Source organism: Flavobacterium sp. MMLR14_040, from assembly GCF_033657265.1.
Taxonomy (GTDB): domain Bacteria; phylum Bacteroidota; class Bacteroidia; order Flavobacteriales; family Flavobacteriaceae; genus Flavobacterium.
In genome coordinates, this window is the sequence record NZ_JAWVWO010000014.1 from 103,256 (window position 1) to 118,296 (window position 15,041).

Consider the following 15,041-nt stretch of genomic DNA (forward strand, 5'->3'; position numbering starts at 1 on the left):
AAGCAATTCAAAAAGAAACTCGTTTCTCACACATAGCTATGATTGTTAATGCAAGTGAAACGTCTTTTTAAGTTCAATATTCTATATTTTCTATGTGTTAATAATTACACAAACAGGTATATTATTTTTTCAAGGCTTTATTTATAACATATTTAAATCTTAAATAAAGCAAAACAGAGGATGTTAACAAGCCTAAAGATAAACCGTACCAAATTCCCTGAATTCCAATATTGAAATAAATACCCAGAATGTAGCACGACGGCAAACCAATGATCCAATAAGCAACAAAAGTGATGAAAGTTGGAATATTGACATCGCCCATTCCTCTCAAAGTTCCCAATCCTACAACCTGAGTACCATCAAACAGCTGAAAAATTCCGGCAATCAGCAATAATTGTGCAGCTATTGCTACCACATTCACATCACTTGTTATTAAAAAAGGCAAATATTGATTGAAAAGCGTAAAAATAACGGCGAAGAAAAGCATGAATATAATCACCAAATGATAAGAAGCATGAGCAAATTTCTGAAGCCTCATATAATTCTGATTTCCGAAACTATTTCCAATTTTAATGGTTGCTGCAGAAGCAATTCCTCCCGCCATCATGTAGGTCATTGCCGCAAGTGTTATAGCAGTTTGATGTGCAGCCTGCTCTGTTGCCCCCAATTGACCCGCAATTAAAGCTGCTGCTGCAAACGCACCTATTTCAAATACATATTGCATAGCAACCGGCAGACCAATTTTTACTACCGCCAGAACTTTGGAAAGATTAATATACTTTGCAGAAAAATGCAGCATATAATCTTTAAAATTATGCGATTTGAATACGTACCACGCCATTACTACCATCATTAAAACCCTATCTACCAAAGTTGCAACTCCTACTCCCTTAACTCCCATTGGCTCAATGCCAAACATTCCTTTTACCAGAATAACTGCGATAACTACATTAATCAGGTTTCCCCAAATTGTAATGTTCATGGCTTGTTTGGTAAAACCAAGTCCTTCTGCAAATTGCTTAAACGTCTGAAAAATCATTAACGGAAAAATCGACAAACTTAAAATAAGCAGATATGGTTTTGCTGTTTCTACGACATTAGGATCCTGATTGGCGTGTTGCATGGCAAACATGGAGCCGAAATAGACTACTATAAAAAGTACTATTGCCGCTATTATATTAAGCCATAAACTATTAGAAAGAAGTTTAGCACATTCCTTAAAATTTGATTTCCCGTTTTCCTGTGCAATTAAAGGCGTTAACCCATAGGCAATTCCCAATCCAATGACCAAAATCACCATGAAAACTGAATGCACTAACGAAACTGCTGCCAGCGATATGGTTCCGGCATAATGACCAATAATAATGGTATCTACGGTTTGTACCAAAGTATGACCCAATTGTGAAATAACAACAGGTCCTGCCAGCGCAATGGTACTTTGATAATATATTTTATTTGATTTGTATTTTTTCAACATAATAATTCACTATTTGAGACAAGTCAATGCCTCTAAATTTATTTTTTAACTTTGATCAAGGTTGGTCTTATGAAAAGATGCCATTTTGATAATCTAACAGAAACTGACCACTTGTTATCCCGGTCTGGGTTTTGAAAAACCGCATCATATGTCCGGGTTCCGAGAAATCGAGATCATAGGCAATCTCGGCAATTGTCTTTCCGGAATGTATGAGATCGTTTTTAATTTCAAAAAGCAACCGCTGTTTTAAGAGTTCTGTCGCCGTAACATTAAACTGTTTTTTTACGCAGGTATTAATGGTAATTCTGCTTACGTTCAATAAATCGGCATAATGATCAATTCTCTGTTTCTGCCTTATATGCAATTCCAGTAACTGCTTGAACTGATAAGCATAGTTATTTTCAGCCCTTTCAATTGATAGATGATTTCTCTCAGCATATATTCGATTGAATTTCAAAAGCAGATAATAGGTAAGCGAACGTATAATGTGAATGCTGTCTGTTTTGCTATTTACAAGTTCAGATTTGATTTCCATAAGCTGATTCAGCGCTTTTTGGAGTTGCTCATCATCAACAGTAATATACAAGGGATAATTCAATTGATAAAAATAAAGCTTCCGATAGGTAAAAAATTTATCTGAGAAAAAATCATTAAGAAAATTTTCCTGAAACACTAAAACCGTAAAATCCAGTCCTTCTTTCTCCAACGTCCATTGTCTTTTTTGAAAAGGAGAAATAAATACAATGGTGTTGTCCGCAATAGTGATTTTCTGCTGATTTAAAACTAAGGATCCTTTGGCTTTTTTAAAAAGCAGAATTTCAAAAAAATCCGTGTTGTAAGTATCCCTTTCCAAATATTTTTCACTGAGCGTATCTCCGTGCAAAACATTCAGGAGAACTTCTACTCCACATTCGGTTTTATGAAATTTTACTGTTTTCATTTTATCTCTTGTTACTGCAAATCTACAACTCAATTAGGTGATTTAAACTCCTTGCGAATTTTAATTTCATTATTAGAATCTTAAATAAAAAAAAATGAGCTGTAATTTGCTACAGCTCATTTAATAATGTGATTTATATTTTCTTTTTAGGAACGCAGATAATCAGCTGTTGTTAAAATTTTGCTATAAGAGAATTCTAACGCCGCTAAAAAAGCGTTATGCACATCTGCAGCCTTAACATTTTGACCATTAATTTGAAGGTCTCTTGTAGCGCAGGCATCTCCAATTACGGCACATTCAAAACCAAAATCAAATGCGGCCCTTGTTCCCGCATCAATACACATATGAGTCATCATACCGGCAATAACAAGCTCTGTTATATTTTTTGACTGTAAATATTCGAGCAGATCTGTACCTCTAAAACTATTAGGAAACTGTTTCGTAATTACCTTCTCACCTGCTAATGGTTTTACATTTTCATGGATTTCTACTCCTTCTGTTCCGGGAATAAAAAAAGGAACACCCTCTGGAGATATATGCTGTACGTGGATAACTGTATTATTTTCTTTTCTGAAATGTTCCAGTAATTTTTGTGCATTTTCACTTGCCGCAACAGGATTTACAAGTTCTAATGCGCCATTTTTAAAATACTCCTTCTGGATATCGATTAATAATAGTGCTTTGCTCATTTTATTTAATTTTTATATCAGACAAAATTAAAATGCAGACCACAATTATAAGATACCAAAACACTCAGAATTCATACCATTTTGATAAGTGCGAAGTTTCATTTAATACACTCATAAAAAGCTCTTCTCAAAACTAAAAAAACTCCTTATGAATTAAAGTCTTTAATTACCCTGTAATATTTAAATTGAACTATTTTTGTATTGATAAACCCAAATTAAATACACCTCAAAATTCATCAATTTTATACTTCACGCTAAAAAACAAAGTTGAAAATATTGATTATAAAATTTTAAAATCAAATCTGGTTAGAATATGAATTTAATACAGTTAAAGCAAAATTAAGGTTAAGAATTGATTTTAAAGTAGGGCAATTATCTCTTTTCTTGTTTTACATAAATAGTAAAGAATAATAAACGGAAATGCTGAACACCGTTTTACAAAGTAGGCACATTTAATTTAAAATAACGAAATGGAGAATCAACTTAAATCAATAGTAATGCTATGTACAGCTGTACTTTTGGTTTCTTGCAACAACGCAACAAAAACGGAAAAATCAAATGCAGCTTCGGCTGTAAAAGAAGAGGTTAAGCCTGTAATTTCTCATGTAATGACCAAGGAAGAGCAAACCAGACTTACGCCTGATGCTATTTTACAGGAATTTATAGAAGGAAATAAACGTTTTCAAAGCGGTACGACAACTGTGCGTGATCACAGTAAACAAGCAAGAAAATCGGCTCCGGGACAGTATCCAAAAGCAGTTGTTTTAAGTTGTGTAGATAGCCGTGTACCTGTAGAAGATGTTTTTGACCAGGGATTGGGAGATATTTTTGTCGGACGTGTAGCGGGGAATTTCGTAAACGAAGATTTATTAGGCAGCATGGAATTTGCCTGCAAAGTTTCGGGTGCAAAGTTGGTTTTAGTAATGGGACACCAGCATTGTGGTGCTATAAAAGGCGCAATTGATGATGTAAAACTGGGTAATATTACGGCTATGCTTTCAAAAATAAAACCGGCAGTAGCAATGAGTCAGGATTTTAATGGTGAAAAAACATCTAAAAATGATAAATTTGTAAAACACGTTTCAGAAAACAATGTGATTTATACTATCGACCAAATTCGTAAAAAGAGTCCTATCTTAAAAGAAATGGAAGATAAAGGTGAAATTAAAATTGTAGGCGTGTTTTATAATTTAACAGACGGAACACTTGAATTTTTAAAATAATGAGCATTAAAAATTATTTATGGACCATCCTTTTAGTTGGTGGTTTACAGTCGGCAATTGGTCAAAACAATCGCATACACACCAATAACGAGATTGGATGGTATAACTTTTTTGGAACATTTAAAATATCCGAAAAATTTGGAATCCATACCGAATACCAATGGCGCAGAAATGAATACATTACCGAATGGCAGCAAAGTTTATTGCGCGTTGGAATAAATTATAACCTAAATCCAAGAGTACAATTCCGAGTTGGATATGGCTGGATAGAAACGTATCCGTATGGCGAAATCCCAATAAATGGAATGGGCAGAGATTTTACCGAGCACCGAATTTTTGAAATGGTGCAGCTTGGTCATAAAGAAGGAATTGTAGATTTTTCGCATCGGTTTATGTTAGAACAAAGATTCGTAGGCCGTTACAGCTCATTAGCAGAAACAACCGAAGATGAATTTCCGTTACTAAACAGAATCAGATATATGATTAGGCTTCAGGTTCCTTTAAAAGGGAATGAAATAAAAGACAAAACACCATATTTGGCTTTCTATGATGAAATTTTTATTGGTTTTGGAAAAAATGTAAATGTCAATGTTTTTGACCAAAACAGAATCGGGATTTTATTAGGTTACCGATTCAATAAAAATGTACGAATTGAAGGAGGTTATCTTAACCAAACCGTACAATTGGGCCGACAAATAAACGGACAAAACGTTTTTCAAAACAATAATGGATTTATATTGAATACCAATTTAAATTTTGACCTGACCAAAACAAATAAAGCGATTGAATAACGCTTTTGAGACCAAATAAAAAAAGCTGAAAAGTGTTACTTTTCAGCTTTTTTGTTTTCTAGATCTTAAAAACTACTTCTGATTCTTTGCTAAATATTCATCTGGTTTTTTTCGTGAAATCTATCTTGAGAAATAAACTTTTTTTCAAAATTATCGAAAAAACACTATCAAATAACGATATATCATAAACATAATTAACTAACTTCACGTAAAAGTATTAAAAATCAATACTTTGAAAATACGGCAGGCTTTTTGGCAATAAACTTAAATTTATGAACCAAAAAAATAATTGATCAATAGCTGTTGTATGTCTACAAGTTCAATTGTATCACACCATTTTAAATTAAATACTGTTAATTATGCAAAACGACATTTATCAAATTAAAAGACTGTTAACTTCTAAAAACAAGACTTTTTCGTACTACAGTCTTGCTGAGATGGAAAACCAGGGATTTAATATAAAAAAAATGCCATTTTCTATTCGGATTCTTTTAGAAAATGTACTACGTAATTATGATGATTTTGCCATCACAAAAGAAAACATCGAAACCCTGCTGAACTGGAAACCAGAAGCTTCTGATAAAGATATTCCTTTTAAACCTGCACGTGTACTGATGCAGGATTTTACAGGAGTTCCTGCCGTTGTGGATATTGCCTCTCTAAGGGCTGAAGCGCAGCGCAGGGGCAAAAATCCCGATATGATAAATCCATTAATTCCTGTAGATCTGGTTATCGATCATTCTGTGCAGGTTGATTATTTTGGAACGGAATATTCCTATTTAAGTAATATGGAAGAAGAATACAAGCGAAATTCTGAACGTTATGAATTCTTAAAATGGGCCCAGCAGTCCTTTAGTAATTTTAGTGTTGTTCCTCCTGGTATGGGAATCTGCCATCAGGTTAATTTAGAATATTTATCTAAAGGCGTGATTGAAAGAAACGGAGAAATTTTTCCGGATACTTTGGTTGGAACCGATAGTCATACGCCAATGGTAAACGGAATAGGTGTCATCGCATGGGGTGTTGGCGGTATCGAAGCCGAGGCCGCTATTTTAGGACAGCCTATTTATTTTATTATGCCGGAAGTTATCGGATTGAAACTTACGGGGAAAATTCCGCTTGGTTCAACCGCCACAGATATGGTACTTACTATTGCAGAGCTGCTTCGAAAATATGGTGTTGTGGGTAAATTTGTAGAAGTATTTGGTCCGGGACTTGACAGTTTAAGTGTTCCTGATCGTGCAACTATTGGTAACATGTCTCCTGAATTTGGCTGTACGGTTACCTACTTCCCTATTGATGAAAAAACTTTGGAATATATGCGTTTAAGCAACCGATCTGAAGATCAGATTGATCTGGTTGAAGAATATTGTAAAGCTAATTTATTGTGGAGAACCGGCGATGAATCTATAACCTACACTGACATTCTTGAACTTGATTTGTCGACTATAGAACCCACTATTGCGGGACCAAAAAGACCTCAGGATAAAATTCTTCTTAAGAACTTACAGCCTTCTCTTGTAGATATGCTCGACAAAAGCTTTGGAAGAAAAAGTCTTCCGCAAAAACAAGTTGTTCGTTGGTCGGGCGAAGGAGGTTCGCAGCCAATACAGGGCGATGCCATAATTCCGGAAAATGCAAAAATTGAAGAAAAAATAGAAGATGGTATAAAAAGCGTTGCCGTAACTTTAGGCAATGAACAATTTATGCTCTCTGATGGGGCAGTTGCTATTGCTGCTATTACATCCTGTACCAATACTTCGAATCCTTATGTAATGATTGGTGCGGGACTTGTAGCCAAAAAAGCCAGGGAAAGAGGGCTTAACGTAAAGCCATGGGTAAAAACTTCACTTGCGCCGGGCTCAAAAGTAGTAACCGACTATCTTGCCAAAGCAGATTTATTGGGAGATCTTGAAGCATTAAAATTTCACGTTGTGGGTTATGGATGTACTTCCTGCATTGGTAATTCAGGACCTTTGCCTGCACATATTGCCAAAGCTATTGAAGACCACGACCTTGTTTTGGCATCTGTTTTATCCGGTAATCGAAATTTTGAGGCAAGAATTCATCCGCAGATTAAAATGAACTTTTTAATGTCGCCTATGCTTGTAGTTGTTTTTGCACTTGCCGGTAAAGTAGATATTGACTTAATGAATGAACCTGTAAGTTTTGATCCAAATCAGTTGCCTGTTTATTTAAAAGATATCTGGCCAACAGATGATGAAATTCATCAGGTTTTAAGCGATGTTTTATCTCCTAAACAATTTGCTAAAAGTTATGAGACTATTTTTGACGGAAACGAAACCTGGCAAAAATTAAAAATACCGGAACAAAAAATATATGCCTGGGATGATCATTCTACATACATTAAAGAAGCTCCATTTTTTAAAAATCTTACTGAATTTCCAAAAGAATTACAAGATATTGAAAATGCCCGCACTTTATTAGTCCTTGGAGACAGCATTACCACAGACCATATTTCTCCTGCGGGTTCTTTTAATGAAAATTCTGCAGCCGGTAAATATTTATTAAGCCGAAATGTTGAAAAAGCCGATTTCAATTCATACGGTTCCCGTCGTGGCCATGATGAAGTTATGGTTAGAGGAACCTTTGCGAATGTCCGCATTAAAAATGCTTTGGCAGATAAAGAAGGCGGCTATACCAAATATCTTCCAACGGGTGAAGAAATGAGTGTTTATGATGCCTCAATACAATATAAAGCCGCTAATACCCCATTAATTATCCTTGCAGGAAAAGAATACGGCAGCGGTTCATCGAGAGACTGGGCCGCAAAAGGAACTTTTTTATTGGGTGTAAAAGCTGTACTTGCTGAAAGCTATGAACGTATTCACCGAAGCAATTTAGTAGGTATGGGAGTCCTGCCTTTACAATATAAAAATGGAGAAAATGCTTTAAGTCTTGGACTTACCGGCACGGAAATTTTTTCTATATCCGGAATCGCTCAGGATATAAAACCTTTAAAGGAACTTAAAGTAACTGCTCAAAAAGAAAATGGTGAAGTGATTAGCTTTTATGTTATTGCGAGACTTGATTCAAAAATTGAAATTGAATATTACAGAAATGATGGAATATTACAATATGTTTTAAGACAATTTCTTCAAGCAGCGGAATAGATTAGAAGCTTTATAGTCCAAGTTTTAACCCGTTGGGTGCAATTATTTTTAACACATAGAAACATAGAATTATTGAACTCAAAAAAGGCGTTTCACTTGCATTAACAAACATAGCTATGTGTGAGAAACAAAGTTTCTTTTTGAATTGCTTTTTTCAAAAATATAAAATCTATGTTTCTATGTGTTTAATTAATTTTTTATGCATTACACCCAACAGGTTAAGTTTTATTTTATTGAAAGAACAAATTCATGCTGTTTTTGAATTGAAATTAGTGTAAGTAATTAAAAAAGAAAGGCTGCAATAAATTGCAGCCTTTCTTATATAACCAACTAATATAGTTTGTTGTCTAAATACTAAAATATATAATCTGTACTTAAAAAATTAGAATCATGATCTCTAATAATAGAATTAAATAGTTTTTTATTTGCATCTGTAGATTTAGTCGCGACAAGTGAACGTATTGAAAAAGATCGCAAGGCGTCAGATATTGATAAAGTTCCTTCTGCGCTGTCTTTTCTTCCCGTAAAAGGAAATACATCGGGTCCGCGTTGTGAAAGACAATTAATATTAACACGGCTTACCAGATTAACAAACGGATCAATAAGGCTTGAAACTTCTTTTGGATCTTCGCTAAAAATACTAACCTGCATACCATGTGAGGCATTAATCTGATAGTCTATTGGTTCGTCTATAGACTCAAAAGGGACAACCGGAATTATAGGTCCAAATTGCTCTTCGTGATACAATTTCATTTTATCATTGACAGGATATACAACAGCTGGAAAAACTAATGAATGATTAGAATACCCCCCATTCTCATTTATGATTTTTGCTCCGTTTGCCAGAGCATCATCTAAACAGGTTTTAAGATAAGCCGGTTTGTCAAACTCAGGAAGCGGTGTTATTTTAACGTCTTTTTCCCACGGAAGTCCCGGTTTCAGAGCTGCTACTGCATCACTTAATTTTTTAACAAATTCCTCTGCGATTTCTTTTTGTACAAAAATTAATTTTAATGCCGTACAACGTTGTCCGTTAAAGGATAACGATCCTAAAAGACATTCACTTACCGCTACGTCAATATCGGCGTGTTTGGTTACAATGGCTGCATTTTTGGCGTCAAGGCTTAAAATAGATCTAAGTCTGTTTGCTTTTGGATGCAATTTCTTTAAACTATTTGCGACTTTACTGGAACCAATAAAAGCCAATACATTTACTTTGCCGCTTTCCATTAACGGAGAAATTATCTCAGCTCCTCTACCGTAAAGTGTATTTACCGTTCCCGGAGGAAATGCTTCTTTAAAAGCATTAAGCAAAGGATAATGCGCTAAAACTCCATGTTTAGGTAATTTAAACAAAATAGTATTTCCCATTATAAGAGCGGGAATTAAGGTGGTGAAAATTTCATTAAGAGGATAATTAAACGGTCCCATGCTTAGAACAACTCCTAATGAAGATCTGCGAATTTGAGCCAGAACACCTTCTGCTTCTTCAAATCTTGATGATTGCCTGTCCAGATCTTTTAGTGCATCGATAGTAGCATTTATATATTCTACCGTTCTGTCAAATTCCTTTGTTGAATCGGGAAGGCTTTTTCCGATTTCCCACATCAATAATTTAATGACTAACTCACGTTGCTGAATCATTAGGTATACAAATTTCTGCATACATTTAATCCTGTCTTCGACACTCATGGTTGGCCAAACACCTTGTCCGTTATCATAAGCCGCAACTGCTGCATCCAGAGAAACTAAAGCTTCTTTGGCAGAAGTATGCGGAATTGTTCCTACCAGCTTGCGTTTAAGTCCATCGGGACCAGGAATAAAAACCGGTGAAAAAACTTCGGTAACTTCACCATTCCAGGGAACTAATTTCCCGTCTAATAAGTATTCACGCTGATGAATTTCAGAAATCTGATATTCCTGAGGAATTATGTTTTCCTCCACAAACAGACTGTCAATAGCAGTCTGTGATACTTTTAAATTTTCCATATTCAATAAATTATTTTGTAATCCGGCTTTTCAATAAAAATGTACTACTAATTTAACACATTTAATTCTTTAACAATCATAAGATCAAGATTATTAACAAGTATTGTAACATTATTTACCGGATAATTTTGATTCAAGCTCTTTTATCTTATTTTCTAAGTTTTTAATGTATTCTCTTTGTGGCAGTAAAGCTTCTTCTATCTCTTCTGTTGTATAACGAGGTGTTATATGCTGTGGACAATTCCAGTCGTATGCCTGAATTTCGAAAATCATCATTCTCTCTGGTTTGAATTTGTAATCTGCTGGTTTCAAAAGATTATATAATTCTTCATTTTCTTCTAAATCAACAATTTTTGCATTTGCATAAATCTTCAGCCTTGCTCTTTGTGGATATGATAGCAGTATTAAAGCGACTTTTTCATTTTTAGAAATATTACCCGTCGAAATATATTGCCTGTTTCCAGAAAAATCTACAATTCCGATTGTTTTATTATCTATTACTTTAATAAATCCTGCCGGTCCGCCACGATGTTGGATATATGGATATTCATTTTCTCCAAAACTTGCCATATAAAAACTATCCCGATCACCAATAAAATTAATTTCGTTATCTGTAAGTCCATCAACAACCGACATTTTTTCCATGCGGTCATAAGCACTTCTGCTTCCTACTTCTTCCTGCATTTTTTTTATGGCATCCGTAAATGCTAATTGCGCGTAGTTCATGTTTTGATGATTCTAGTTTCCTAACTGTGTGAAAGTTTAATTTTAAGGATCATCAATACTATTATTTTGATGTAAAAATGTCCTTTAAATTACCATATAAATTTAACCGATTTCTTTATATAACTTTTCTTTTTACAATCAGTAATATCTATGATACAATGAATATCTTCCTGCATCCATAAAAAAAATAGGCAGAGAACAAAAACTATACTACTTCGTAAAAAATCTAACGCGGAAGAAAAACTCCTAAAATAGCTTCCTTTCTATTTCTGGCAATGGGCAGACTGATTTCATTCAGATATAAAGTATTGCCATCTATATGGGTAATATATTTTGTATTGACAATATAGGATTTATGAATTTGAAAAAAATCCTCCTGAGGCAATTGGTCCAAAATACTCTTTAAAGTATGGTGTACAATTATCCGTTTTTGGTTTTCAAGATGTATTTCGACATAATTCTGCATACTCTTGACATATAAAATTTGAGTGGGCAGTACTTTTAAAAAAATACCATTTTCTTTAAAAAACAACGGCTTAACTGTACTTTCCTGCTGAAAGATTAAATCATACATCTTTTTTGCCTTAAAAACAGAGGCTTTAAAATCTTCAAAAAAAATGGGTTTGAGTAAATAATCTACCGCATTTACCTTGTATCCTTTCAAAGCATATTCAGAGTAAGCAGTTGTAAAAACAATCATCGAGGGTTTATCTGCTATCATTTTTGCAAATTCCAATCCGTTTAAAAAAGGCATTTGTATATCCAGAAATATCAGGTCGATGGCTTCACTTTTTAATTTTTCCATTGCCTGATGTGCGTTTGAAAACGAACCTCTGTTTTCCAAAAAATCAAATTCTTTGATAAATTCACTCAATCCTTCACGGGCAATGCGCTCGTCATCTATTACTATACATGTCATTACCTATTCAGATTTATTTGAAGTTCTACTCTGTATTTATTTTCTTCCCGCTTAATTTCAAGACTATAATTACCCGGATAAGAAAGATCCAGTCTCTTCTTAACATATTTTAGTCCGACACCTTTTGTTTTTTTGTTGTCTGATGCCGAATCTACCGTGTTCTCTATTTTCAGAAAAAGGCTGTTTTCATTTTCCAAATAGATGTGTAGGTGTATGTAATTGGTTTTATCAGCAAAATCGGAAACATGTTTAAAGGCATTTTCAATAAAAGTCGATAAAAGAAACGGGATGATCATCAAGTGATTTTCTGTAATATTACATTGAAAAGAAATCTCCAAATCTTCGCCGGACCTGTCTTTTTCCAATTCGAAATAATGTTTCAAAAAAGAAATTTCATCGTCTAGTTTGATCCATTTGTTTTGTGATTCGTAAACATAATACTGCAGTATTTTACTGTATCTGGAAAGCAGTTCAAGTGCTTCCTCCTTATCTTTTCGGATTAAAAATTGCAGATTGTTTAAGATATTAAAGGTAAAATGCGGGCTTAATTGCGTTCGCAGGTTATCAATTTCGTTTTCTAAAACACTGTTTTTCAACTCCTGATGAAGTTTTTCAGATTCTACGTTCTGCTTGAATAATTCTATTGAATAACTCCCTCCGGAGATCAGAATACTTACCATCAGCATTCCGAAAAATAAAGACAGGATGTCATTGGGCATTACGAGTCTCTCAGAGGGAATTACTTCCACAATTAAACAGCCTTCAAATGTCAAAATTACAGCTGTTAGAACACTCGCAAACAAAGCATACAGGATGAATTTTATGGAACTTTGACTATTCAAATACCTTTTTGCCAGCCTGTTTATCACATACCGCACATGTATTCTCAAGGTTAATGTGATGGCTAGTGAAAACAAAACACCGCCCAAAAATGACAAGTCATCGGACAATTGCAATAAAGTCATCAGGAACATAAATGCCCAAAATACGTAATCTGCTTTTTTTACAGTAAACATGGTTTGTTTTATTTTTTACAAAAATACCTTTTTCTAATCGGCAATAGAAAACCGTTGGTCAACAAAAAACGACCACTTATCAAAAGCAAAAAAGAGCATTGAAGTAAAAATATAGTTTTGTTCCGAAATTTTTACAAACAAATCTATATCATGAAAACAACATTAATTTTAGCTGCATTACTTTTTTTACTTATGAATGTAAAATCAAGGGCACAAGTATCTTTTAAAACCGAATATTTTGGTACATCAGATTATAAAAATAACGATGGTGACAAAGTGGGCAATAGTAAAGGTTCTGCTATGGTTTATAGCGGAATTGCCAATATTCCTCTTGCTGTAAAAATAAATAAAGATAGCCTTTCGTCAACATGGGTTCTTAATTTATCGGGCGATCATGCCAGGCTTGACAACAAAAATTTTACTCAGGACTTGGTTTTGTCCCATATTACCAACGTTCAGCTTTCAGTTGTTAATATTCGACAATTGAGTCAAAAATGGTCTCTTATTGCTTTTGCCGGTGCCGGAATCTACAACAGCGAAACCCAGATTTCTAAAGTGAATGCCAATAGTATTCTGGGCAATGGCGGTGCGATTTTTGTAAAAAAAATCAACCCTAAACTGGATCTTGGTGCGGGACTTGCCTTTACAAATACTCTTGGATACCCAATGCTTTTTCCTGCTTTATATGTAAATTACAACTCCGAAGGAAAATATACTTTTAAGTTTTCAATGCTTAATGGAATTCAGGCTTCAGCCGGATACAATTTTAATAATACACTTAATTTACAAATAATTGCCGAAATGAATGGTCAGATGGCTTTGCTTAAAAAAGACGGTAAAAATGTGATTTTTACGCACCAGTATGTTGTTGCAGGATTAAGGCCTGAAATCAAGATAAATAAGAATATTAGCCTGCCAATTACACTTGGAGTCAATGCCGTACGATTTGCTTATTTTCAGGATCGAAATCTCAAAAGCCTTTTTAAAGATAAAGAAAGTCCTTATTTTGATTTTTCACCTTATGCAGCGGCTCAGATTAATTATAAATTTTAAGAATGCTTTTGATTTTATTTTAAATCAAAAGAATGTTATAATAAAAAGGCTGTCTTTAAAAGACAGCCTTTCGTTGCAAAGTATTTATTATTGTATGAATTTGATCAATTCTGCATTGAATTTTGGAAGCTCTTCAATAAACAAAGCATGACCGCTTTTTTCGAATGGAACCAAAGTTGAATTGGCAATTGATTTATGCATTTGCTCTGCCAGTTCATAAGAACAGATTTTATCTTGTGTTCCGTGAAGGATAAGAGTTGGTATTTTGATTTTTTTCAAATCTTCTCTTAAATCAGTATCACGAAGCGCTTTCATAGATTCTGCCATTGCATAAGGAGAAGCCTGTGCCTGAATGGTTCCTAACCATGCACCTTGTCCCGCAGATACGCTTGTTTCATTAGCAGGGAAAATTTTTCCGAAATTCTCAAACAATTGTGGTCTGTTGGTATTATTAAGGGCAATAAGACCGTTTACATCTTCTTTTGTCCAGAAACCATAGTTAAAGTCGGCTCTTTTAGTCCAAAGTGGAGCCGCTGCACCAAACAAAGCCAGTTTTGAAACATGGGCTGCATTGTATTTGGCTACATAATGAATCACTGTTGCGCCTCCCATAGAAAATCCGCCGATGGTTGCTCCTTCAATTTTAAGTTTGTCCAGAATCACTTTAATGTCATCTGCATAAACATCATAATTATAAGCCCCGCCCGGTTTGTCTGATAATCCAAAACCTCTTAAAGTAATTCCGATAACTCGGTATCCTTTCTGGATAAGTTCTGCATATTGGTATTCGTACATGGCGTCACTCAATGGCCATCCGTGAATTAATACTACCGGTTTTCCTTCTCCTAAATCCGTAACATGCAATTTTACATTTTTCTCTACTTCAATATATTCTTCTCTTCCAAGACTTGCGGGTTTTCTTTGGCTTTGAGAAAATGCAGTTGTTGCTGCTAATAATAAAATGGCGAAGCTTGTTGTTACGATTGTTTTTAAATTGGTTTTCATTTGTTTTGTGTTTTAATTGTTATTTTAAAGTTTTGATTTTTTATCTCTGTCATTTCTTATTGACAGGACAAAATTGCGG

At 34.4% G+C, this 15,041-nt stretch carries 12 protein-coding genes; 4 read left to right on the top strand and 8 right to left on the bottom strand.

Features of this window, described 5'->3' with window-relative positions:
* Window positions 1–121 precede the first annotated feature (121 nt).
* The 3 genes from SD960_RS17375 to SD960_RS17385 form a co-directional block, all read right to left on the bottom strand.
* Window positions 122–1,477, bottom strand: a complete 1,356-nt coding sequence (locus SD960_RS17375; RefSeq protein WP_318805022.1) for an MATE family efflux transporter — start codon at window positions 1,475–1,477, stop codon at window positions 122–124.
* Window positions 1,478–1,544: 67 nt separating this feature from the next.
* The gene (locus tag SD960_RS17380; RefSeq protein ID WP_318805023.1) at window positions 1,545–2,417 is read right to left on the bottom strand and encodes a helix-turn-helix transcriptional regulator; all 873 of its coding nucleotides are present in this window, start codon (window positions 2,415–2,417) and stop codon (window positions 1,545–1,547) included.
* A gap of 146 nt (window positions 2,418–2,563) precedes the next feature.
* Complete coding sequence (locus SD960_RS17385) at window positions 2,564–3,106, bottom strand: cysteine hydrolase family protein (RefSeq protein ID WP_318805024.1); 543 nt, start codon at window positions 3,104–3,106, stop codon at window positions 2,564–2,566.
* A gap of 470 nt (window positions 3,107–3,576) precedes the next feature.
* Between SD960_RS17385 and SD960_RS17390 the strand changes: the two genes are divergently transcribed.
* The 3 genes from SD960_RS17390 (at window position 3,577) to acnA (ending at window position 8,254) form a co-directional block, all read left to right on the top strand.
* Window positions 3,577–4,329: a carbonic anhydrase family protein gene (locus SD960_RS17390; RefSeq protein WP_318805025.1), complete on the top strand. Its 753-nt coding sequence runs from the start codon at window positions 3,577–3,579 to the stop codon at window positions 4,327–4,329.
* The gene (locus SD960_RS17395; RefSeq protein WP_318805026.1) at window positions 4,329–5,120 is read left to right on the top strand and encodes a DUF2490 domain-containing protein; all 792 of its coding nucleotides are present in this window, start codon (window positions 4,329–4,331) and stop codon (window positions 5,118–5,120) included. The genes SD960_RS17390 and SD960_RS17395 overlap by 1 nt, the downstream gene beginning before the upstream one ends.
* A gap of 359 nt (window positions 5,121–5,479) precedes the next feature.
* On the top strand, window positions 5,480–8,254 hold the full coding sequence (acnA, locus tag SD960_RS17400; protein ID WP_318805027.1) for an aconitate hydratase AcnA: 2,775 nt from the start codon (window positions 5,480–5,482) through the stop codon (window positions 8,252–8,254).
* Window positions 8,255–8,608: 354 nt separating this feature from the next.
* On the opposite strand, the gene SD960_RS17405 is transcribed toward acnA, so the two are convergent.
* The 4 genes from SD960_RS17405 to SD960_RS17420 all read right to left on the bottom strand — a co-directional run bounded on the left by SD960_RS17405 (window position 8,609) and on the right by SD960_RS17420 (window position 12,904).
* Window positions 8,609–10,243, bottom strand: coding sequence for an NADP-dependent glyceraldehyde-3-phosphate dehydrogenase (locus tag SD960_RS17405; RefSeq protein ID WP_318805028.1), 1,635 nt, complete (start codon window positions 10,241–10,243; stop codon window positions 8,609–8,611).
* 111 nt (window positions 10,244–10,354) lie between these two features.
* On the bottom strand, window positions 10,355–10,969 hold the full coding sequence (locus SD960_RS17410; protein ID WP_318805029.1) for a pyridoxamine 5'-phosphate oxidase family protein: 615 nt from the start codon (window positions 10,967–10,969) through the stop codon (window positions 10,355–10,357).
* Between the two features lie 226 nt (window positions 10,970–11,195).
* Window positions 11,196–11,888: a LytTR family DNA-binding domain-containing protein gene (locus tag SD960_RS17415; protein ID WP_318805030.1), complete on the bottom strand. Its 693-nt coding sequence runs from the start codon at window positions 11,886–11,888 to the stop codon at window positions 11,196–11,198.
* Window positions 11,888–12,904, bottom strand: a complete 1,017-nt coding sequence (locus SD960_RS17420; protein ID WP_318805031.1) for a sensor histidine kinase — start codon at window positions 12,902–12,904, stop codon at window positions 11,888–11,890. The genes SD960_RS17415 and SD960_RS17420 overlap by 1 nt, the downstream gene beginning before the upstream one ends.
* 150 nt (window positions 12,905–13,054) lie before the next feature.
* Between SD960_RS17420 and SD960_RS17425 the strand changes: the two genes are divergently transcribed.
* Window positions 13,055–13,957: a DUF6268 family outer membrane beta-barrel protein gene (locus SD960_RS17425; protein WP_318805032.1), complete on the top strand. Its 903-nt coding sequence runs from the start codon at window positions 13,055–13,057 to the stop codon at window positions 13,955–13,957.
* An 87-nt stretch (window positions 13,958–14,044) separates the two neighbouring features.
* On the opposite strand, the gene SD960_RS17430 is transcribed toward SD960_RS17425, so the two are convergent.
* Window positions 14,045–14,962 (bottom strand): alpha/beta hydrolase, encoded by a 918-nt coding sequence (locus SD960_RS17430; protein WP_318805033.1) that lies wholly within the window; start codon window positions 14,960–14,962, stop codon window positions 14,045–14,047.
* Window positions 14,963–15,041: the final 79 nt, after the last annotated feature.

What these genes read in the sequence shown, in the direction of transcription:
- SD960_RS17425 (WP_318805032.1), top strand. Translation starts at nt 13,055, where the DNA reads ATGAAAACAACATTAATTTTAGCTGCATTACTTTTTTTACTTATGAAT.
- SD960_RS17405 (WP_318805028.1), bottom strand. Translation starts at nt 10,243, where the DNA reads ATGGAAAATTTAAAAGTATCACAGACTGCTATTGACAGTCTGTTTGTG.
- SD960_RS17430 (WP_318805033.1), bottom strand. Translation starts at nt 14,962, where the DNA reads ATGAAAACCAATTTAAAAACAATCGTAACAACAAGCTTCGCCATTTTA.
- SD960_RS17415 (WP_318805030.1), bottom strand. Translation starts at nt 11,888, where the DNA reads ATGACATGTATAGTAATAGATGACGAGCGCATTGCCCGTGAAGGATTG.
- SD960_RS17385 (WP_318805024.1), bottom strand. Translation starts at nt 3,106, where the DNA reads ATGAGCAAAGCACTATTATTAATCGATATCCAGAAGGAGTATTTTAAA.
- SD960_RS17380 (WP_318805023.1), bottom strand. Translation starts at nt 2,417, where the DNA reads ATGAAAACAGTAAAATTTCATAAAACCGAATGTGGAGTAGAAGTTCTC.
- SD960_RS17420 (WP_318805031.1), bottom strand. Translation starts at nt 12,904, where the DNA reads ATGTTTACTGTAAAAAAAGCAGATTACGTATTTTGGGCATTTATGTTC.
- SD960_RS17395 (WP_318805026.1), top strand. Translation starts at nt 4,329, where the DNA reads ATGAGCATTAAAAATTATTTATGGACCATCCTTTTAGTTGGTGGTTTA.
- SD960_RS17390 (WP_318805025.1), top strand. Translation starts at nt 3,577, where the DNA reads ATGGAGAATCAACTTAAATCAATAGTAATGCTATGTACAGCTGTACTT.
- SD960_RS17375 (WP_318805022.1), bottom strand. Translation starts at nt 1,477, where the DNA reads ATGTTGAAAAAATACAAATCAAATAAAATATATTATCAAAGTACCATT.
- acnA (WP_318805027.1), top strand. Translation starts at nt 5,480, where the DNA reads ATGCAAAACGACATTTATCAAATTAAAAGACTGTTAACTTCTAAAAAC.
- SD960_RS17410 (WP_318805029.1), bottom strand. Translation starts at nt 10,969, where the DNA reads ATGAACTACGCGCAATTAGCATTTACGGATGCCATAAAAAAAATGCAG.